Here is a 21018-nt window from a genome sequence, read left to right on the forward strand (position 1 = left end):
GTTGCCGGCGGGGTTCTGATCAACAACACGGTCACGGGTACTGCGAAGCCGCCGACTGGTCCGGAGATCACTCCTCCCCCGGTCACGACCGAGCACCCTGTGGTGTCTCCGAAGATCGCTGTGGTGAAGTCTTCTGATCCGGCTTCGGGTTCGGATGTTGTTGCCGGTCAGGACATCAAGTACACGCTCACGTTCTCGAACACCGGTAACGGTGCGGGTGAGGTCGCGCACTTCGATGATCTGCGTGGTCTGCTCGACGATGCTGATCTGGTCGCCGACAGCTTGACTGCTCAGGCTCCGTTGACTGCTGCGATGGTCGGCACGGATGGTTTCTCGGTGACGGGAACCCTCGCGGCCGGCGAAAGCAAGACGGTGACGTACACCGTCAAGGTCAAGGCTGATGCCGATCGCGTTGCGGCGAATGCCGACAACACGGTGCTCAACTTCGTTGTTCCGGGTACGACTCCTCCGGTTGATCCTCCGGAGGTGTGTGATCCGGCGACACAGCTGTGCACGACGCATCCGGTGAAGGTTCCGGGGTTCACGGTCGCGAAGACTGCGGATCCGGCCTCGGGTACGAATGTTGCTGCTGGTCAGACGATCACGTACACGGTGACGGGTGCGAATACGGGTAACACGACTCTTGATCCGGTGGTGTTGACCGATGATCTGTCGAAGGTTCTCGACAACGCCGTGTTGGTGGACGGCTCGCTCAAGGCAACTGTCGACGGTGTCGACGGTGCTGCTCCGAGCCTCGAGGGCACCACGCTTTCGTGGACCGGTGCACTCGAAGCGGGTAAGTCGGTTGTCCTGACCTATCAGGTGAAGATCAACGACGGTGTTGCCGGCGGCGTTCTGGTCAACAACACGGTCACGGGTACTGCGAAGCCGCCGACTGGTCCGGAGATCACTCCTCCGCCGGTGACGACCGAGCATCCGGTGAAGGTTCCGGGTTTCACGGTCGCGAAGACTGCGGATCCGGTGTCGGGTACGAATGTTGCTGCTGGTCAGACGATCACGTACTCGGTGACGGGTGCGAATACGGGTAACACGACTCTTGATCCGGTGGTGTTGACCGATGATCTGTCGAAGGTTCTCGACAACGCCGTGTTGGTGGACGGTTCGCTCAAGGCGACGGTCGACGGTGTCGACGGTGCTGCTCCGAGCCTCTCGGGTACGACGCTTTCGTGGACGGGTGTTCTCGAAGCGGGTAAGTCGGTTGTCCTGACCTATCAGGTGAAGATCAACGACGGTGTTGCCGGCGGGGTTCTGATCAACAACACGGTCACGGGTACTGCGAAGCCGCCGACTGGTCCGGAGATCACTCCTCCGCCGGTCACGACCGAGCACCCGGTGGTGTCTCCGAAGATCGCTGTGGTGAAGTCTTCTGATCCGGCTTCGGGTTCGGATGTTGTTGCCGGTCAGGACATCAAGTACACGCTCACGTTCTCGAACACCGGTAACGGTGCGGGTGAGGTCGCGCACTTCGATGATCTGCGTGGTCTGCTCGACGATGCTGATCTGGTCGCCGACAGCTTGACTGCTCAGGCTCCGTTGACTGCTGCGATGGTCGGCACGGATGGTTTCTCGGTGACGGGAACCCTCGCGGCCGGCGAAAGCAAGACGGTGACGTACACCGTCAAGGTCAAGGCTGATGCCGATCGCGTTGCGGCGAATGCCGACAACACGGTGCTCAACTTCGTTGTTCCGGGTACGACTCCTCCGGTTGATCCTCCGGAGGTGTGTGATCCGGTGACGCAGCTGTGCACGACGCATCCGGTGAAGGTTCCGGGTTTCACGGTCGCGAAGACTGCGGATCCGGTGTCGGGTACGAATGTTGCTGCTGGTCAGACGATCACGTACTCGGTGACGGGTGCGAATACGGGTAACACGACTCTTGATCCGGTGGTGTTGACCGATGATCTGTCGAAGGTTCTCGACAACGCCGTGTTGGTGGACGGTTCGCTGAAGGCGAGCGTCGACGGTGCTCCTGCCGCTGATCCGACTCTATCGGGTACGACGCTTTCGTGGACGGGTGTTCTCGAAGCGGGTAAGTCGGTTGTCCTGACCTATCAGGTGAAGATCAACGACGGTGTTGCCGGCGGGGTTCTGATCAACAACACGGTCACGGGTACTGCGAAGCCGCCGACTGGTCCGGAGATCACTCCTCCCCCGGTCACGACCGAGCACCCGGTGGTGTCTCCGAAGATCGCTGTGGTGAAGTCTTCTGATCCGGCTTCGGGTTCGGATGTTGTTGCCGGTCAGGACATCAAGTACACGCTCACGTTCTCGAACACCGGTAACGGTGCGGGTGAGGTCGCGCACTTCGATGATCTGCGTGGTCTGCTCGACGATGCTGATCTGGTCGCCGACAGCTTGACTGCTCAGGCTCCGTTGACTGCTGCGATGGTCGGCACGGATGGTTTCTCGGTGACGGGAACCCTCGCGGCCGGCGAAAGCAAGACGGTGACGTACACCGTCAAGGTCAAGGCTGATGCCGATCGCGTTGCGGCGAATGCCGACAACACGGTGCTCAACTTCGTTGTTCCGGGTACGACTCCTCCGGTTGATCCTCCGGAGGTGTGTGATCCGGCGACGCAGCTGTGCACGACGCATCCGGTGAAGGTTCCGGGTTTCACGGTCGCGAAGACTGCGGATCCGGCCTCGGGTACGAATGTTGCTGCTGGTCAGACGATCACGTACACGGTGACGGGTGCGAATACGGGTAACACGACTCTTGATCCGGTGGTGTTGACCGATGATCTGTCGAAGGTTCTCGACAACGCCGTGTTGGTGGACGGCTCGCTCAAGGCAACTGTCGACGGTGTCGACGCGACTGCTCCGACCCTCTCGGGTACGACGTTGAGTTGGACTGGTGTTCTCGAAGCGGGTAAGTCGGTTGTCCTGACCTACCAGGTGAAGATCAACGACGGTGTTGCCGGCGGGGTTCTGATCAACAACACGGTCACGGGTACTGCGAAGCCGCCGACTGGTCCGGAGATCACTCCTCCGCCGGTGACGACCGAGCATCCGGTGAAGGTTCCGGGTTTCACGGTCGCGAAGACTGCGGATCCGGTCTCGGGTACCAATGTTGCTGCTGGTCAGACGATCACGTACTCGGTGACGGGTGCGAATACGGGTAACACGACTCTTGATCCGGTGGTGTTGACCGATGATCTGTCGAAGGTTCTCGACAACGCCGTGTTGGTGGACGGCTCGCTCAAGGCGACTGTCGACGGTGTCGACGCGACTGCTCCGAGCCTCTCGGGTACGACGCTTTCGTGGACCGGTGTTCTCGAAGCGGGTAAGTCGGTTGTCCTGACCTATCAGGTGAAGATCAACGACGGTGTTGCCGGCGGGGTTCTGATCAACAACACGGTCACGGGTACTGCGAAGCCGCCGACTGGTCCGGAGATCACTCCTCCCCCGGTCACGACCGAGCACCCTGTGGATGGCACTCCCGCAATTGAGGTACTGAAGTCCTCTGATCCGTCCACCACGAACCGTGTGGTTGGCGGCCAGGAGATCACGTACACGCTCACGTTCAAGAATGTGGGCACCGCGGATGGTGAGGTCAGCTTCTACGACGATCTGACCGATGTTCTCGACGATGCAGTAATGACGAAGGATCCGGCTACTACTTCCACGCTGGTTGTTTCGGGTGTTGTCGACAACGTCTTCACGGTCACCGGAAAGCTGGCCAAGGGTGAGACTGCGACAGTGACGTACACCGTCAAGGTCAATCCTGAGATCGGAACGTTGTCGGGTCCCGGATTCACTCCGGGAGTCCTGAACAACTACCTGGTGGTTGGTGGCGAGAACCCGCCGGTGGACTGTGTCCCGGGCGATGCTCTCTGCACCGAGCACCCGATAGATCCGCCGACGACCACCACTACGGTGCCGCCGACGACCACCACGACGCCGCCGGTCACGACGGAGCCTTGTGTTCCTCCGACGACGACCACGCGGATGGTTCCGACCACAACGGCTGCGACGACGACGGCTAGCGCGACCACTGCAGGTGATGCTGATGTCACAGGTGCGGAGGAATCCATCACCACGGAGGAGACCACCACAGAAGAAACCACGACAGAAGAAGTTGTCGTGGAAGAGATTGTGGATCCGTGTGGCGTGACGACAACGACGCCGCCGACGACGCCGGTCACGACGGACCCGCCGACCACGACGGTTCCGACCACGACGGTGCCGGTTACACCGACGATCATCATTCCCCCGATCGTCGTTGTTCCTCCGATCGTCATCCCGCCGACGGTTCCGGGTCAGCCGGTTCCGAGCACGGTTCCGGGACAGCCGAAGCCGCCGACAGCAACCCCGGGTCAGCCGGGTCAGCCGAAGTCGACGACGACTGCTCCTAAGGGTGGAACGATCGACTCGGGTGGTGGCGCTGGTGAGAGTGGCGTGAACACCACGTTGCTTGCAGCAGGCGGATTGGTTCTGCTGCTGGCGCTGGGAACGGGTGTTGTTCTCCTGACGCGTAAGCGTCGCGAGGATGGTGACAACTGATTCTCGTGAGAATCTGAGTTAAACGATGTGGGGCAGATCGCAGAGTATGCGATCTGCCCCACAGTCGTTTTCGTGGAGTGTTACGAGCCGATCCGAGAGCCGTCTTTCTTCCAGGCTGCAACTACCGACGGTCGCGGCTGCGAGGAGCCCCCGTCGGGCCAATGGGATGCGGGGCTTTCGATGCTGGCGTCGTCGGTCTCGCCGGGGTGCTGAACGCAGACGATGACGCGCTTCTCGTCCACGATGGGACCGCAGGTTTCGGCGCCGACGGGAACAGTGAGGAACTGCTTTGTCTCACCGCGGTTTTCACCTTCGAGGACAACGCTGAACAGTCCGTCGTTGGATTTCAGTGCATTACCGTCTGTCGAGATCCACAGGTTGCCGTGTGGGTCGAAGGCAAGGTTGTCCGGGCACGAGATGGGGCTGACCTTGCTCTTGTCGAATCCACCGAAGTAAGTATCGGCTGTGGCCGGATCTCCGCAGACGAGAAGAAGATTCCAGCCGAAGGTGGTGCCGGCGTGATCGTCGGCGATTTCGAGGACCTGGCCGTTCTTGTTGTTGTTCCGCGGGTTCGGCTCGTCGGCAGCGGCGCCGCCGTCGACTCCGCGCTTGGTGTTGTTGGTCAGAGCGACGTATACCTTGCCGCTCTTCGGGTTTGCCTCGAAGTCCTCGGGGCGGTCCATCTTCGTTGCCCCGACCTTGTCGCCGGCCTGGCGGGTGAAAACGGCTACCTCTTCGGCGCTCATGCCGTCGACCAGCGATTCACCCTTGCCGTCTTCGCCGGTCCGCAGGATGGCTACCCACTCGCCGGTTCCGTCGAACTTACCGTCCGACGGCAGCTTGCCGGTTCCGTCGATCTCGCCGGCGGAGTTTCCGCTGAGCTTTGCGACGTACAGCGTTCCGGCGTCGAGCAGGGTCATGTTGTGGCGCATGGCCGCTTGGCTCTTACCGTCCTGCATCTTTCGGCTGGAGACAAACTTGTACATGTAGTCGAAACGCTCGTCGTCACCGCTGTAGGCCACGACTGTGCCGTCGGACGTGATGAAGATGGTGGCAGCTTCGTGCTTGAAGCGGCCGAGTGCGGTGTGCTTGACGGGGGTCGAAGTCGGATCCCAGGGGTCGACCTCGACGACGTATCCGAAGCGGTTCACTTCGTTGGGTTCTGCCATCAGATCGAAGCGCTTGTCGAAGCGTTCCCACTTTCGTTCAGACGCACCACCGGCCAGGCCGTATCGCTTCAAACGTGGCGCGAGAATGGGATCGGTGACGGCCTCCGCATTGGCGAAGTACTGATTGAAGTTTTCTTCGCCGGAAAGCACGGTGCCCCAGGGGGTTACGCCGCCGGCGCAGTTGTTGAGCGTGCCCAGTACCTTGGTGCCGGTCGGATCGGCGCTGGTCTTGAGGAAATCGCTGCCTGCAGCAGGCCCAGTGACAAGGAATTCGGTTGTCGCGGTGATACGACGGTTGTTGGCGCCGATTTCGGGAACCAGCTTGCCGGACCCGGAGTCGCCCTTCACCTGTACGACGGACAGTCCGTGGCTGGCGAGACCGATCTTGACCTGTTCCTCGGTGGGGTTCTCGGCGTCGTAGCCGCGGAACATCGCCGGTTCGGTGGAGTACTCGTGATTGACGACGAGGAGATACGTGTTCGGCTGTCCCTCGACGGGCAGGAGGCCGGCGAAGTCGTTGTTGAATCCGAACTGCAGCGCCTGTGCTGCCGCGGTCTGGTTCTCGAAGTCGAAGGCCGGTGCTCCGGCGAGAACCGCGTCGCCCCAGCGGATGACGACGCTCTGTTCGTACCCTTCCGGGACGGTAATCGCATCCGCTTTGTTGGGGGCGACGGCGGTGAAGTTCGTGCCGGCCGGCGTAGTGCCGACGCCACCGTCGCTGCTGCCTGCCGAGCCGGTTCCGGGCGCGGCTTCCGCTGTTCCGTCCGAGCAACCGGCGAGTGCACTTCCCGCTCCGACGGCCAGCACTGCCATGCCACTGCCGCGCAACATACCGCGTCGGCTCAGGGCAGCGCGGGCGATATCGCGGAAGTACGCACCTTCCGAGGTGTTGGGCACCTCGTGCGAGCAGGCGTTTCCACATTTGTACTGGCAGGTGATCGACGCGCGTGAGGACACACCGTCGTGTTTGACAAACAGTGCCAAAGGCTTGATAGCCACCGTGAACTCCCGAAATTCGTTGAATGGTCTCGGGAACCGTAGAAGCCGTAAGCGAGGGTAAAGGAACGTAACAATGAACGGCAAAACAACGAGGCGACCCTTACCTGTAATTCATGAGGCGTCCCCGCGGGGACGCCTCATGACATTTGTCATCGCCGATCCGTGACGGTGTCACCGCAGGTGATGACGCTCTGCACTGTTTTTGGCTCAGACTTCCCGCGAGGCTTGGAGGCATGAGAGAACCACACGAGGGAAGCCTCCTGACGGACCTGATGGACATCGGACCAGCACCCACGATGGGCCGCGAACTTGTTGTGATCGTCGTGAATATCGCGATCATCGGAGTGGTGTTCGCGATCATCGGTTCCAATCCCGTGTTCTGGATTCTTGTTGCCGCTCTCGCTGTCTACGTGGGTATCCGATTCGCCATCGGTTTGCGTGGCTGGAACCGATCGGAGATGCGACGATGAAGGGCGATCCGGTTATCGAGGTTGACGGCATGTCCCGGCGTTACGGCTCCGGAAAGGATGCGTTCTACGCGGTCCGCGATCTGGAACTGACTGTCGCGGAAGGGCAGCTGTTCGGACTGCTCGGAACAAACGGGGCCGGAAAGACATCCAGTCTCGAAGTAATCCAAGGACTTTCGCGGGCAACGGACGGATCGGTGCGCGTTCTGGGTATGGATCCGGTACGGGAGCGGCGAGAACTCCGTCCGAGCTTGGGCATCATGCTCCAAAAGGGCGGCCTCCCTCAAGATCTCACAGCTCGCGAGAGTCTGTCGATGTGGGCTGGAACCTGCTCGAATCCCCTGCCGGTCGACGAGGTGCTCGAGCGCGTCGACATGCGGGATCGCGGTGACACCCGCGTGAAGTTCCTCTCGGGCGGCGAAGCGCGTCGACTCGACTTGGCTTGTGCCATTATCGGTCAACCGCTCGTGCTGTTCCTGGACGAGCCGACGACTGGTCTTGACCCCGAAAGTCGGCGTAATACTTGGCAATTGATCGCGGAGTTGAAGGCGTCTGGCGTCACCATTATGTTGACGACGCATTATCTGGACGAGGCCGAGTCGTTGTGTGATCAGTTGGCGATCATGCACCGAGGAACTGTAGTGCGCAGTGGAACGGTTGCCGAGGTGGTTGCGGATCATCCCGCGCAGATCAAGGTGCGCAGGCCGAATCTCCTGCTTCCGAACCTACCTGGTGCCGAGATGCGCGTCGAAGGTGACGATGTAGTCATCACTACTGCCACTGTGCAGGAGACGCTCACCGATCTCCTCATCTGGGCTCAGCACAACAATGTGACCTTGTCGGGGCTGGATGCGCGGGCGGCATCGCTCGAGACCGTATTTCTGTCCATAGCAGATCAATTCGACCATCACGTCAAACTCGAAGGGGCATCGACATGAACCGCATAGCAACTCTCTCCCGTGCGGAGTTCACCCTTTTGGGCCGAAACCGTCTGTTGCTCTTCAACGCTATAGTCTTGCCATTGATCTTCCCGATCGGAATCCTGATTCTCTCGCGCGAAGACGGTCTATCCGATACAGCGGTGGCGTCGGGGCTCGAGGTTTTTGCTCTTTTCCTGCTCGTCTTTGTCGTGTTCTACAACTTGCTGTCGGTGTATTCGACGCGGCGCGATGAACTGGTGCTCAAGCGTCTGCGTACCGGGGAGTGCAGTGACGCCGAGATCCTGGCCGGCCCTGCAGTGCCGTCATGGGTGTTGACGGGCCTGCTGACAGTGGTTGTCGGTATCGCCGTGGTGGTTCTGGGTGGACGTGTGCCGGTCAATCCCGTACTGGTGCTGGTGGCGTTCATCGGTGGCGCCACAGTGTTCACGGCGTTGGCGCTCATCACCTCCGCGGTAACACGCAATGCCGAAGCCGCGCAGATCACGTGCATGCCGATCCTCATTCTGGCAACTGCGGGAATGTCGAGCATCAGAAATGTCGTGCCGGACAACATCGCTCGTGTCCTCGATTTCACACCGATGGCTGCGGTTCTCGATCTTGTGAATCTGGGGTGGGTAGGGCGTACGTCGTCCGAACTGGCCGATGAAGGCGCCGCGGCGGCGAGTTTTGCGGACACTTTCGTATCTGCCGGTCAACCCCTGTTGGTTCTGGTTGCGTGGATCGTCGGGTCGGTCCTGATCGCGAACGTGCACTTCCGCTGGGAACCACGTTCCTAGAACTCTGAGAAGGTAGTAGGCATGATTGCGGAGAGCTTCGGACGCTGGAATCCGACCCGAACATGGCGAACGGCGTCCAGCGTCGACAAGGTTCGCCTGTACACACGGCAGTCGTTCTTTGTCCTCGGGATCGTCTTCGGAATATTCGGCGGTATCACCGAAGTGGCGATGCAGCGCTACCTCGGAGCGCTCTTTCTTGTGATCAGCGCAGTCGCTGCCGTTGTGGCCGTGGATCGGATCCCCGAATTAGGTGGTACCAGGACCGCATCGGTGAATGTGCCACTGGTGGTCATGACCGTTGCGGCGATCTGCTGCGCGGTTATCGCCCTACCCGCTGACGACGCGGGGCAAGGTCCGTACTTCTGGCTGGCGATGATCGTCCCGGTGCCGTTTGCGGCATTGGTGTCGTGGCGATGGGTAATGCTGGGAGCGGCTGGAGCTGCCGGCGTGTGTGTGCTTGCCGGGCGACCCGCGATCGGCATCCTGGTGGCATGTGTAGCGGGTTTCATGACCGTCACAGTGCAGCTGTCGGTATGGCTTTTGCGGATGGTCACCGAACTCGACGAGGCACGCGGCGCTGCGGCCGCACTGTCGGTAGCCGAAGAGCGCCTGCGCTTTTCGCGTGACCTACATGACGTAGTGGGGCGTGCGCTGTCGGCAATCGCGGTGAAAAGTGATCTGGCAGCTACATTATCGCGTCGCGGCGACGATCGCGCCGCCCAGCAGATGGACGAAGTGCGTGATCTGGCACAGGAATCTCTCGCGGAGGCACGGGAGTTGGTGCGCGGCTACCGATCCATTGCACTGGCGTCGGAGCTGGCGGGTGCGCGAGCGCTGCTCGAAGCGGCGGGAATCACCACTGACATACGCGGGTCCGCAGATGCCCTGCCCATCGAGTTGGCCGAAACCGCAGCGTGGGTCGTCCGTGAAGGTGTGACGAACATACTGCGTCATTCTTCCGCGCAACAGGCAGCGATCGAAGTGAGCAGTGAATCCGTGTCGATAACCAACGACGGTGCAGTGCAACAACGAACAAGTGACGGTACCGGTGTGAATGGGCTACGTGAACGCGTCGTCGCTGTTGGTGGCATCCTCGAGGTCATCTACGGTGAAGGGACCTTCACACTGACGGCACATTTTTCCTCCCCGATTAAGGAGTCTCGGTGACCGAGCCGATCAAGGTATTGCTTGCCGACGACGAAAATCTCATTCGATCCGCACTTGCGATGATGCTCTCGCTCGAGGACGACATAGTTGTTGTGGCGGAAGCAGAATCAGGAGAGTCGACCGTTGTCGCGGCGTCGGAACTGCAGCCGGACGTTGCTGTTCTGGATCTGCAGATGGCCGGTATCGACGGGATCGAAACCGCGCAGCGGATCGCACAATTCGTGCCGGGGTGTGCGTCGATCATCGTGACCAGTCACGGCCGTCCGGGCTACCTGAAGAAGGCGCTCGCGGCCGGTGTCCGGGGATTCCTTCCCAAGACGACCTCTGCAACGACCCTCGCGGAAGTGGTCCGCAGCGTTCACGCCGGCGGACGATACGTCGACCCGTCGCTGGCAGCCGAAGCCATCGGCGCGGGCGATTCACCGCTGACACCGCGGGAAGCGGATGTGCTCGAGTACGCGGCCGACGGTGCATCCATCGAAGAGATCGCGTCCCGCGCACACCTGTCGGCGGGGACCACACGCAATTACTTGTCTTCAGCCGTCACCAAACTCGGTGCGGCCAATCGGCACGAAGCTGCAGTGATCGCTCGCCGACAGGGGTGGATCTAGGCCCGGTCCGCGATGTACAGGCCGAGCAAACTCGAACACCAACGAGTATCTCGACTGCTACTGTGGCGCCGCATGTTTCGTCTCTTAAAGCTAAGACGAGGAGGAGCTGGAGACTTTCGTCTCCAGCTCCTCCTCGGACCTACGAACGCCGCACGTGGCTAAAAGAACGCGCTACTGCACAACTTTCTCAGCGATCTGCGAAATCGGCCGCAGTGCTCGAATCATGACCCTGGAAGTCCAAAGTGCTTATACCCGCGGCTTTAGCTTGCGATTTACTGACCTTCGCCTGCAAATTGGAAAACGGGGTACCTTTGGTTGCACGGTTGTGGCGGCGCGCAGCACGACCGGGCCGCGAATCGACCAGGCGCATGGTACGGACAGCCACGCTCGCACCGACGCCGGCAATTCGGGAATAGCGCTTCAACTGCCTGTGCGTGTACCCGAGTTGCGCCAGCACACGATCAGAGACCGGCGAGCCACAGACGTAATGGAAGTAGCCCGCAACAGCAGGCAAGACCAACCGCGACCCTATGAACCGACCCACCACAGAGTCCTGCCGCACGTAGCTCTTGACAAGTGACTTCGAGAACGTCGACGACAGCTCCGTCGCCCACCGTGAGCTCTCTCGGCCGTAGGTGGACAAGATGAAGTCGAACATCTCGTTCGCCTCGTCACCGTTTCGGGGGATGAGGCTTTCGGGAACACCGAACACGTAAGCCGTATACGACCAGAACATCGCGACGGCGTCGATGTCGGCGACAGTGTGGTTGTAGCCGAGACGATTGTCGATCAGCAAATTGATTGTGCTGTAGGCAGGCACACCCAAAGCCATATCCGCTGCCGAGATCGGGTTCCCGTGCGTACGGTACGAGTCCGGACCCCATCGCTTGGAAAGATTGGCTCGGACCAGTCCGTGCATGAAACGCACACGCACGTTGGTCTTGAAGCCGTCCGAGAACCGGTCACTCGAACCCGGACGAGACACAGCGCGGAAGAACTCGTTCGTTTCCACTGCACGGCGGTAAAAGTCACGAACAAAACGGCCGGTAGCACCTGTCGCACTACTCACACCGGTGCCCTGTGCAGTCATGACGACGTTGACGAGCATGCCACCGAGGCCGCCGAACACCGTCTGGTTTGCCAGAGCAACTCGGCCCTTCTCGTACATGTCGGCATCGAACCAGTCCGGTTTGCGATCGAGATGTGCGAACAGGTCGGCGATCTCCCGAGGCGGATGCTGCACCGCGTCGATGCCCTCGTCGAGTGCTTGATCGATGATCTTGCGAACATCGCCGACATTTGTTGCGAGAGCGAGTTTTACGACCGGGTCAATGAACTCGTCACCCTGCCAGAAGTGATCTGCCAGCCTCTCGGTGAGAGGTGTCATTGCAGGCTGCGGTGCGACGTCGCGCCACGCTCCCAGGACACGCTTCCGCAGTTCGAACCAGTCCGGGCTCGAGGCGACGCGAGCTGGGGCGGGCCTCAAGTCCATACCGGGGCGGTAGTAGTAGTCGTAGGGATGCACTTCCAGGCCGGAGCCCTGAACATCGAGGGTATCTGTCATCAAATTTCCTTTCTCACAATCAGTTTCGCCAACGAAGCGCCAGGTGGTCTGTTTCGGGACGACCTGGACGTCCCTCAGTTGGGCAGGCGGTCAGCACTGACGTAAACCGACTTGTATTCGGTGTAATTCTCGAGCGCTTCGGGCCCGAACTCGCGGCCGATGCCGCTGTCCTTCATGCCGCCGAATGGGGCCATCAAGTCGGTGCTGTAGTAGTTGACACCGAATGTGCCGGTTCGGACGCGCCGGGCGATCTCGATGCCGCGGTCTTCGTCGGCTGTCCACACGGAACCGGCAAGGCCGTAGTTGCTGTCATTGGCGATGGCGTCGTCCTCGCCGTCGTACGGCATCACGGCAATCACGGGGCCGAAGATTTCCTCGCGCGCAATCACGTTCTTGTTGTCGACGTCGGCGAAGACGGTGGGTTCGACGTACCATCCCCGGTCGCCGGCCGAGGACGGGCGACCGCCACCGGTCACCAGGCGCGCGTCGCTGGTGCGACCGGCCTCGATGTAGCCGAGCACCCGTTCGAGGTGACGCTCGCTTGCCATCGGTCCGCAGGTCACTGCCGGATCGAGTGGATTGCCGACGACGAGTTCTGCAGCATACGTCGCCACCGCATCGACAACCTCGTCGTAACGGCTGCGGGGAGCGAGGATCCGAGCTTGAGTCGCACACGTCTGACTGTTGTTCTGGAAGGCACTAGACGCGAGACCCGCACGGAAGACGTCGATGTCGCCATCCTCGAGGAATATCGAGGCGGATTTTCCTCCCAATTCGAGAGTGCAACGACGGATCAGCCGACCGCATTCTGCGCCGATGATCCGCCCCGCTGCGGTCGATCCGGTGAACGCAACCTTGTCGACGCCGGGATGCGAGACCAATGCTGCCCCGGTCTCCCTACCTGCCAGCACGATGTTGAGCACACCGGCCGGTAACCCTGCCTCGTCGGCGGCGTCGGCGAGAATATAGCTGTCGAGTGCGGTGTCCGGAGACGGCTTGAGCACCACAGTGCATCCCATCGCCAACGCCGGTGCGATTTTGGACATTGCCAGTGCGAGAGGGTAGTTCCACGGAGTGATCGCTGCCACGACACCTACCGGTTCGCGTCGGACGATGGTCGCACCGAGGGCAGCGGGCCGGACGCTTTCGATGTCGGTGCCGTCGACCATGGCCGCGTACATCTCGAGCAAGCCTGCGGGTGCGCCCCCGTTGAATGCTTCGGACAGCCCGATCGGCATGCCGTTTTCCCTGCTGACCAGTGTGCTGGCCTCGGAAGCACGTGCTGTGAGCGCAGCAGCGAATCGACGCATGACGGCAGCGCGTTCGGTGGGGGTGGTTCGACCCCATGGCCCTTCGTCGAGCGCCTTGCGCGCGGCGCGCACTGCCAGGTCGATGTCGTATTCGTCCGCAAGCGCGGCTGTACCGATGGCTTCTCCGGTAGCCGCTTCGAGCGCCCGATGAACTTCGGTGCCATGGGGCTTCATCCATTGGCCGTCGACATAGAAGCTCAGGCGGTCGGTGGTGGTTTCGATGGTCGTCACGTCCAACTCCCTTTGGGCCGAGCCGGTCTCGGCTCCGGTGTCTTAAATCACAGATATCGACATACATCAGTGTATGTATGACGCGTACCACAGTACACACGTGTATGTTGGCGTCAAGGGATCGCGGCTTTCCATTGCTGCGACACCGCGTTCGATCAGTTCGCAAGGAAACAGATCCTGCGTCACCGCTTCGAGGAGAAATCGTGTCGATCGAAAATTCCACTTGGCTTCGCACGTCACCGTGGTTCACGCAGTACGACGAGGGGCAATCGCACTCCATCGACCCAGAGTTCGATCACACGCTCGAACTCTTTCGCGCCACCGTCGATCGGGCTCCATTCGCACCACTGATCGAATACTTCGGGTTCGTCACCACAGCTGGTGCTCTCGACGTACAGAGCGATGCCTTCGCCGCCGCCCTCGTCGACTCCGGTATCGAGCCGGGCGACCGCGTCGCCCTGTTTCTCCAGAATGTTCCTCAATATGAGGTCGCGTTGCTGGGCATTTGGAAAGCGTCCGCGATCGCCGTGAACGTCAATCCGATGAACAAAGCTCGTGAGCTTCGAGAGATATTGCAGGACAGTGGCTCACGTGCGATTGTCTACCACCGATCCTTGCACGGCGTCGTCGCCGAGGTCATCGGCGAGACCGACGTCGCGACGACGATCACCGTCGACATTCCGGATGAGTCGGTCGGCGCAGAAGTAGTTCGTGAACGCGGCGACGGACCCAGCTATACCGCGCACGATATGTCGGCGCTTATCACCTCCTTCGCTGGCATCGCTGCACCCACCCATGTGTCAGGTCCGGACGACACCGCGGTGCTGACCTACACCTCCGGCACCACCGGGCCCGCCAAAGGTGCGATGATTTCCCACCGAAACATCACGTATAACGTTCAGGCTCTGCGCAATTGGATCGGCCTGTCCGCCCGGGACACGATCTTGGGGGTGTCCCCGTTGTTTCACGTCACAGGACTCGTCGGCCAGATCGGGTTGAGCCTGCTCTCCGGTGCTCCGCTGATCCTGATGCATCGATTCGACCCCGAGAAGGCCGTCGACATCATTTCCACGCGAAAAGCGACTTTCGCAGTCGGTTCCATCACGATCTTCATAGCGATGATGAACGCGAAGAACGCCACTCGCGAGTCGTTACGATCGCTGGAAAAGATCTATTCCGGCGGCGCGCCGATCCCCCCGGCATTGGTGGAGCGGTTCGAGTCCCGTTTCGGCCACTACATCCACAACATCTACGGCCTGACCGAGACCACGTCACCAACCCACTGCGTTCCGCTGCATGGCCGCGCACCCGTCGACAAGGAAACCGGTGCCACATCCGTCGGTGTGCCGATCTACGGCACTGAAGCCCAGATCCTCGACGAAGCTGGCCGGCAGTTGCCTCCTGGTAGCGTCGGGGAGCTCGTAATTCGCGGGCCACAAGTGGTTTCCGGATATTGGAACAACCCCGAGCAAAGTGCCGCCACCTTCGTCGACGGGGCGCTTCGCACCGGGGATATCGCCTACATGGATGCCGAGGGCTGGTTTTACATCGTCGACCGGAAGAAAGACCAGATCAATGCGGGTGGATTCAAGATCTGGCCCCGTGAGGTCGAGGACGTCCTCTACGAGCACCCGGCCGTGCGCGAGGCTGCGGTCATCGGAGTGCCGGACGAGTACCGCGGCGAAACAGTGAAGGCTTTCGTCAGCCTGCAGCCGGGCGCCACCGCAGCACCGGACGAGCTGATCGAATTTGTGAGAGACCGCATGGCGGCCTACAAATACCCCCGCCAAGTCGAAATTCTGCCCGAATTGGCGAAGACCGCTTCGGGAAAGATACTGCGCCGCAATCTTCGTGAAACCACACCGGACTCAGGCCCGTCAGGTCTCGGCTGATGGACTCGCACGGCGCAGTTCCGAAGCCAGAGAACAGCACCGGCTCGCCCGCAGGTGAGTTCGATGTGATGATCGCGAGCACTGGGCAAGTCATCGCCGTATCTCCCGACCAATCGGTCCTCGAAGCCCTCGAAGACGCGGGATACGTAGTGCCGTGGGTGTGCCGTGCAGGCTTTTGCGGAACCTGCGTCACCCGAGTTCTCGACGGCGAAGTCGATCACCTCGACACCGCCGTGGACCCAGTCACGGATCCGAACGCGATGGCCGTGTGTGTCTCGCGAAGCAAGTCCACTCGGATCGTCTTGTCCCTGTAGCACGTTTCAACCCCCGAAAACTCAACGCCGGAAACTGAATTCACGGGCACCTTGTATCGACACAATCCCTAGTCCCATTACTCGCAGCTCATTGGCGGCGAAAACATCAAACACACCGGCGCCTGGGGCGACTATCAGTTGGTGTTGATCACGCATGCCGAGGGCTCCCTCGAAGCAGTAAAGACACAGATTGACAGGTCTCACGATTTGGAGCGGGCAGCCCGCTACGTCAGCGATCTGTTCGGCATCTGACGCTCTGGTGGAGTAAGCGACCATCAATCACTGCCCTCGACCGCAACACCGAGGCCCGCGACTGGCAGGCACCTCCGACATACAGATAACGATGAGGGAGACTGGACGACGTGCGACCCGTACCAGCTCTTCAGCGAGCCGACTTCTTCCGCGCCGGCCTCGACCTGCTCAGAGAGCACGGAAGTAGCAACGTCACCGCCGTTGCACTCTGCGAGCGACTCGGTGTGACCCGTGGCAGCTTCTATCACCACTTCGCCAGTTTCGAGGAGTATCTCGAAGGGCTACTCGATTATTGGGCGGACTACTTCACTTGGTCTCGACGGCAAATACTCGAACGCGAACGCGAACTTGCACGGCGTAGCGATGTCTTCATCGGCCTCGCCATCGAACTTCCCCATGATCTCGAGAATGCGATCCGCGCATGGGCCACCATTCATCCCGCCGTTCGCGAGGCTGTCCGGAAGGTCGAAGCCACCAGAGTCGCGTACATCGAGCACTCGCTGCGCCGTGCAGGTTGCGATGCCGACACTGCCACCCTGTACGCGCAGTTAGCGCACTCGAGCTTCATCGGACTCGAGGCCAAGGGAATCGCCGACGACGAAAAATTGATACGCCGCATCTTCGAAGAAATCGAATGGGCTGTCAGTAGACGGATCGGCATGGACTCACCGCGACGGGAGTAAGCAAGCCACTCGTTCCTGGAGCTGTGGCGACAGTGCAAAACCAAAGTGCGGCATATGGAAGCAGCAGTGATCGCCGCCGCTGCGGTCGCTTCCGCGGTCCCGGCGCACAGCACCTGGCGCTGGCCACCAATGACATTCTCACCGCAGTCGATCAGCTCACCGCCGAGGGCGTCGAATTCCTGGCCACCCCGACCCCCACTACGAGTACCCCGAACTGCGCGCGCGGATCGGTAAACCGATCGAGGAACTGCAGAGACGCGACATCCTCGTCGACCGCGACGAAGACGGCTCCCTCGGCTTCGGCATCGTCAACTTCAAAGCCCTCTGCGAAGCCATCGAACGCGAATAAGCCGCCCGCGTCACCTGAGGAAGGCGCTCGCCTACCGACATGGCCTGCGCCTTGTGCGCCTTTCTGGTAGCGCCCACTACCAAAAAGGCGCACAGGGGCCGAAGGCCCCTACAACACCTGCGACAAGAACGCCTGCAAGCGTTCCGTTTCGGGATCGTCGAAAAGCTGCTCCGGAGTGCCGGTTTCGACAACAGCGCCACGATCCATGAACAGCACCTTGTCGGAAACGGAACGCGCGAAGCCCATTTCGTGAGTCACGACCACCATCGTCATGCCGGATTTCGCGAGGTCTGCCATGAGAGCCAACACGCCCTTGACCAGTTCGGGGTCGAGGGCCGATGTCGCTTCGTCGAAGAACATGACCTCGGGCTTCATGGCCAAGGCCCGGGCGATAGCCACACGTTGCTGCTGGCCGCCGGACAAGTTGCCGGGGCGCGAGTCCGCTTTCTCTCGCAGACCCACCAGTTCGAGCTGCTCGAGGGCCAATGCGCGAGCCGCGTCCTTGGACAGGCCTTTGAGCTTGTTCGGGCCTAACGCGATGTTCTCGGCCACGGTCTTGTGCGGGAACAGATTGAAGTGCTGAAACACCATGCCGATGCGCTGACGCAACTGGTCCGGGTTGTCCTTCAGGACGGACTTCCCGTCGAGGAGAACGTCACCCTGCTCGGGCTCGTGCAGGCGGTTCAGCACGCGCAGGAGCGTCGACTTACCCGAGCCGGACGGCCCGATGACGGTGACGGTATTGCCGGCGTCGACGTGCAGGTTGACGCCCCGTAGGACCTTGTTGGTACCGAAGGACAGGTGCAGATCCGTGCCGGTGAGGGAGACGGATTTCAGTTCAGAGCTGGTCATGTCCTCAGCCCCTTTCCACGACGATGGCCTGCTCGAGCGGATCCAACGTGCCGGAAGTGTCGGCGCGTCCCGTCCGGAGGCGATGGTCGATGTAGTTGACGAGGTGGGTCAGCGGGATGGTCAGCGCGAGATAGAACAGGCCGGCCGCGACGAGAGGCGACAGGTTTCCGGTCTGGGCGTTGAGGTCGCGTCCCACGGCAAAAAGTTCGCGCTGGGTGACGAGCAGTCCGAGGAAGTAGATCAGCGACGAGTCCTTGATCAGCGAGATGAACTGATTCATCAGCGCCGGCAGAACGCGTCGTACACCTTGGGGGATGACCACCAGCGACATGGATTTGCGGTAGCTGAAGCCCAACGCGCGAGAGGCCTCGAGCTGGCCTGGTTCGACGCTCTGGATACCCGATCGGAAGATTTCACCGATGTACGCCGACGCAAGCAATGACAGCGCCGCGACGCCAAGCCAGTACGGATTGCTCCCGGTGATGTTCTTGACGATGGGTCCGACGCCCAGGCCGACGATCAAGATGATGACGACGGCGGGCAGGCCGCGGAAGATGTCCGTGTAGACGCGAGCCGGCCAGCGCAGCCAACGCGTCCGTGAGATTCCGGCGACTGCCAGCAGCATGCCCAATACGGTGCCGATAACGCCAGACGCGAGCGCCAGAATGATGGTGTTGGGCAGACCGGTCTTCAGTAGATCCGGGAATGCTTGCTTGTACAGCTGCCAGTCGAAGAATGTGTCCTTGAGCTGCTGGAACGTCGACTTGGGCTGGTATGTCGCCGTGTCGTCCGTCGTGGCGGGCTTCTCGGCCGCGAGGGCGGCGAAGTCCGGCAACTCAGGCGTCGCAGCGGCCTTGGAGCCCGGCTTCCACCCCTCGGGCAGTTCGCGCGGAACCCAGTCGGAGTAAAGCTCGGCCCAGGTTCCGTCGGCGATGACGGCGTCGAGACCCGAGTTCAGGGCGTCGATGAGCGGCTGATTTTCCTTGTTCACTGCCCAACCGACAAAGTTGTTCACCGAGAAGGTGTTCTGGATGATGGACGTGGGATCACCCGGGGCGATCGCGCCTTCGGCTTGCTGTGACGGTGCTACCCAGGCGTCGATCTGGCCGGATTTGAGGTTCGCGTACGCGGTTGCGTAGTCGGGGAACTTCACCGGATCGAGCTTCAAGGTGTTGACGACGTAGTCGTCCTGAACCGTTCCCTGCACGACGCCGATGCGCTTGGACGCATCCAGATCGCCGAAGCCGGTGATTGGGCTGCCGTTGGGGACTACAAGGGAGAAGTAGCCGAAGTCGTAGCCGTTGGTGAAGCCGACGGTATTACGACGCTCGTCGGTGGTGGTGATGGACGAGGAGCCCACGTCGAAGCGGCGTCCGGCCACCTGGGCGAGTAGGCCGGCAAACTCGGTGCCGACAAATTCGACCTTCAGGCCTAGCTTGTCTGCGATGGCTTTGAGGAGTTCGTTGTCATATCCGGTGTACTGATTCTCGGAGTTGACGCAGATACTCGGCGGCGCGTCGCCAAGTGTGCCGACGGTAATGACACCCGGTTTGATCAGGTTGAGTTTCGAGATGTCGATCTGGTTGATCGGGGTGACGGTGGCCGTGGTGTATCGGTCTTCGGCGCCCGCACCTGCGGCTGCGTCCAGGTTGGTGGGCGCTGCGGTTGCGGCTCCCACTCCGGGAGGCGCACACAGGTCTGTGGGGGCTGCCGATGATTCCGAACTGCTCGAGCACGATGACAGAGTGAGTGCCAAGAGTGCGGTGAGGAGCAGTGCCACCACCAAGCGGATCTTCGCTGCGACGGAGGAAAACATGCGAGCAGCGTAGTCCTAACCGTAGCGATCTCCGGGGGGAAGAACGCATGCAGATTTTGGACATCAGGCTTCTGCACTGGGCGCACGCGTTCAAATCAGCGTGATTTTAAGTATCGGCAGGCGCGAGAAATGGTCAGACTGCTAGCGACAGAGTATCCAGTGCTTCGGTGAGGCGACGCCGGTGTGCGGGCGGCGACTCGATCAGCGGAAGGCGCACACCGGCGTGCGAGATGATTCCGAGTTCTGCCAGGGCGGCTTTGGCCATGACCGCACCTTGGGACGTGCGCATGACGGCGTCCACGATCTCGATCAGCGATCTTTGGATGGCGTTTGCGGAGCCGAGGTCGCCGCCCCGGACGGCGCGAATCAGTTCGGCGTTGCGGTGGGCGATGACGTTACCCACGACGCTGACCACGCCGGTGGCGCCACATGCGAGGTAGGGCAAGTTGAGTTCGTCGATACCGCAGTAATAGGCCAGCGATGTTCGGGACATGACCGTCATTGCTTCGAAGAGGTCCCCCTTGGCGTCCTTGACCGCTCGGATCCGTGGGTGGGCGCCGAGTTCGATCAGAGTGGCGGCTTCCAGGGCGACGCCGGTGCGAACGGGAACGTCGTAGAGCATCACGGGCAGTTCGGTGGCGTCTGCAACCGCGACGCAGTGAGCCGCGATTCCGGCCTGAGTCGGCCTGGAGTAATAGGGGCAGACGAGTAGCAATGCGTGTGCCCCCGCTGCCTCGGCGTCGCGGGCACGACGGATGCTGTCGGCCGTGTTGTAGGTGCCGACGCCGGCGATAATCCGAGCCCGATTCTTAGACTGGGCGTTCACCGCTCTGACCAGTTGCGCCATTTCGGGTTCGGTCAAGGTGGGCGACTCACCGGTGGTCCCACCAACGACGATGCCGTCGCATCCGGTGCTCAACAAGTGGTCGACAAGGCTGGTGATGCCCGTTTCGTCGAGCGTGCCGTCGGGGCGCATCGGCGTCACCATGGCGACGAGGTTGGTGCCGAAGAGTAGTTCGGCGTTGTGCTGCGCGATGTTCATGATGTGATCGTGCCTTCGTCGATACCTCCGGTCTAGCGATGGTTTTTTCGTGATATTGC

The 21018-nt window shown here is 61.1% G+C and carries 15 protein-coding genes and 1 pseudogene; 10 read left to right on the forward strand and 6 right to left on the reverse strand.

Going from position 1 to position 21018, the window contains the following annotated elements; translation table 11 throughout:
- A partial coding sequence (locus tag V2B23_RS04155) for an isopeptide-forming domain-containing fimbrial protein (RefSeq protein WP_430949190.1) occupies positions 1-4524 on the forward strand: 4524 nt, incomplete at its 5' end.
- Between the two features lie 80 nt (positions 4525-4604).
- On the opposite strand, the gene V2B23_RS04160 is transcribed toward V2B23_RS04155, so the two are convergent.
- Positions 4605-6692 carry a PhoX family protein gene (locus tag V2B23_RS04160; RefSeq protein ID WP_430949191.1) on the reverse strand — a complete coding sequence of 696 codons (2088 nt, stop codon included), beginning with the start codon at positions 6690-6692 and terminating at the stop codon, positions 4605-4607.
- A 233-nt stretch (positions 6693-6925) separates the two neighbouring features.
- Here V2B23_RS04160 and V2B23_RS04165 point away from each other — a divergent pair, with 233 nt between their 5' ends.
- Genes V2B23_RS04165 through V2B23_RS04185 form a run of 5 tightly spaced genes read left to right on the forward strand, consistent with a single transcriptional unit; the run spans position 6926 to position 10654 of the window.
- Complete coding sequence (locus V2B23_RS04165; RefSeq protein WP_430949192.1) at positions 6926-7162, forward strand: hypothetical protein; 237 nt, start codon at positions 6926-6928, stop codon at positions 7160-7162.
- On the forward strand, positions 7159-8097 hold the full coding sequence (locus V2B23_RS04170; RefSeq protein ID WP_430949193.1) for an ABC transporter ATP-binding protein: 939 nt from the start codon (positions 7159-7161) through the stop codon (positions 8095-8097). The genes V2B23_RS04165 and V2B23_RS04170 overlap by 4 nt, the downstream gene beginning before the upstream one ends.
- Complete coding sequence (locus tag V2B23_RS04175; protein ID WP_430949194.1) at positions 8094-8876, forward strand: ABC transporter permease; 783 nt, start codon at positions 8094-8096, stop codon at positions 8874-8876. The genes V2B23_RS04170 and V2B23_RS04175 overlap by 4 nt, the downstream gene beginning before the upstream one ends.
- A 21-nt stretch (positions 8877-8897) precedes the next feature.
- On the forward strand, positions 8898-10043 hold the full coding sequence (locus V2B23_RS04180; protein WP_430949195.1) for a sensor histidine kinase: 1146 nt from the start codon (positions 8898-8900) through the stop codon (positions 10041-10043).
- Complete coding sequence (locus tag V2B23_RS04185; protein WP_430949196.1) at positions 10040-10654, forward strand: response regulator; 615 nt, start codon at positions 10040-10042, stop codon at positions 10652-10654. The genes V2B23_RS04180 and V2B23_RS04185 overlap by 4 nt, the downstream gene beginning before the upstream one ends.
- A gap of 187 nt (positions 10655-10841) precedes the next feature.
- Here the strand turns inward: V2B23_RS04185 and V2B23_RS04190 are convergent, their stop codons facing one another.
- Positions 10842-12218: an oxygenase MpaB family protein gene (locus tag V2B23_RS04190; RefSeq protein ID WP_430949197.1), complete on the reverse strand. Its 1377-nt coding sequence runs from the start codon at positions 12216-12218 to the stop codon at positions 10842-10844.
- A 74-nt stretch (positions 12219-12292) separates the two neighbouring features.
- Positions 12293-13702, reverse strand: a complete 1410-nt coding sequence (locus V2B23_RS04195; protein WP_430949723.1) for an aldehyde dehydrogenase — start codon at positions 13700-13702, stop codon at positions 12293-12295.
- 260 nt (positions 13703-13962) lie between these two features.
- Between V2B23_RS04195 and V2B23_RS04200 the strand changes: the two genes are divergently transcribed.
- The 4 genes and pseudogenes from V2B23_RS04200 to V2B23_RS04215 form a co-directional block, all read left to right on the forward strand.
- A complete protein-coding gene (locus V2B23_RS04200) occupies positions 13963-15651 on the forward strand; it encodes a long-chain-fatty-acid--CoA ligase (protein WP_430949198.1) in 1689 nt (562 codons plus the stop codon).
- Entirely contained in the window at positions 15651-15965 is a 315-nt protein-coding gene (locus tag V2B23_RS04205) for a 2Fe-2S iron-sulfur cluster-binding protein (protein ID WP_430949199.1), read from the forward strand. The genes V2B23_RS04200 and V2B23_RS04205 overlap by 1 nt, the downstream gene beginning before the upstream one ends.
- 362 nt (positions 15966-16327) lie before the next feature.
- The gene (locus V2B23_RS04210) at positions 16328-16900 is read left to right on the forward strand and encodes a TetR/AcrR family transcriptional regulator (protein WP_430949200.1); all 573 of its coding nucleotides are present in this window, start codon (positions 16328-16330) and stop codon (positions 16898-16900) included.
- 89 nt (positions 16901-16989) lie between these two features.
- Positions 16990-17249, forward strand: a pseudogene (locus tag V2B23_RS04215) (VOC family protein); the annotation flags it as partial.
- A gap of 108 nt (positions 17250-17357) precedes the next feature.
- Here the strand turns inward: V2B23_RS04215 and V2B23_RS04220 are convergent.
- The 3 genes from V2B23_RS04220 to dapA form a co-directional block, all read right to left on the reverse strand.
- Positions 17358-18101 carry an amino acid ABC transporter ATP-binding protein gene (locus V2B23_RS04220; RefSeq protein WP_430949201.1) on the reverse strand — a complete coding sequence of 248 codons (744 nt, stop codon included), beginning with the start codon at positions 18099-18101 and terminating at the stop codon, positions 17358-17360.
- Between the two features lie 4 nt (positions 18102-18105).
- Complete coding sequence (locus V2B23_RS04225) at positions 18106-19917, reverse strand: ABC transporter substrate-binding protein/permease (RefSeq protein WP_430949202.1); 1812 nt, start codon at positions 19915-19917, stop codon at positions 18106-18108.
- Between the two features lie 133 nt (positions 19918-20050).
- The gene (gene dapA / locus V2B23_RS04230) at positions 20051-20959 is read right to left on the reverse strand and encodes a 4-hydroxy-tetrahydrodipicolinate synthase (RefSeq protein WP_430949203.1); all 909 of its coding nucleotides are present in this window, start codon (positions 20957-20959) and stop codon (positions 20051-20053) included.
- Between the last annotated feature and the right edge of the window lie 59 nt (positions 20960-21018).

Source organism: Rhodococcus sp. 24CO (assembly GCF_050586165.1).
In the GTDB taxonomy this organism is placed as follows: domain Bacteria; phylum Actinomycetota; class Actinomycetes; order Mycobacteriales; family Mycobacteriaceae; genus Rhodococcus_F.

Excerpts from the sequence above, each read along its gene's own strand:
- V2B23_RS04180 (WP_430949195.1), top strand. The coding sequence starts at position 8,898 with ATGATTGCGGAGAGCTTCGGACGCTGGAATCCGACCCGAACATGGCGA.
- V2B23_RS04195 (WP_430949723.1), bottom strand. The coding sequence starts at position 13,702 with ATGAAGCCCCATGGCACCGAAGTTCATCGGGCGCTCGAAGCGGCTACC.
- V2B23_RS04225 (WP_430949202.1), bottom strand. The coding sequence starts at position 19,917 with ATGTTTTCCTCCGTCGCAGCGAAGATCCGCTTGGTGGTGGCACTGCTC.
- dapA (WP_430949203.1), bottom strand. The coding sequence starts at position 20,959 with ATGAACATCGCGCAGCACAACGCCGAACTACTCTTCGGCACCAACCTC.
- V2B23_RS04175 (WP_430949194.1), top strand. The coding sequence starts at position 8,094 with ATGAACCGCATAGCAACTCTCTCCCGTGCGGAGTTCACCCTTTTGGGC.
- V2B23_RS04170 (WP_430949193.1), top strand. The coding sequence starts at position 7,159 with ATGAAGGGCGATCCGGTTATCGAGGTTGACGGCATGTCCCGGCGTTAC.
- V2B23_RS04220 (WP_430949201.1), bottom strand. The coding sequence starts at position 18,101 with ATGACCAGCTCTGAACTGAAATCCGTCTCCCTCACCGGCACGGATCTG.
- V2B23_RS04165 (WP_430949192.1), top strand. The coding sequence starts at position 6,926 with ATGAGAGAACCACACGAGGGAAGCCTCCTGACGGACCTGATGGACATC.
- V2B23_RS04190 (WP_430949197.1), bottom strand. The coding sequence starts at position 12,218 with ATGACAGATACCCTCGATGTTCAGGGCTCCGGCCTGGAAGTGCATCCC.
- V2B23_RS04205 (WP_430949199.1), top strand. The coding sequence starts at position 15,651 with ATGGACTCGCACGGCGCAGTTCCGAAGCCAGAGAACAGCACCGGCTCG.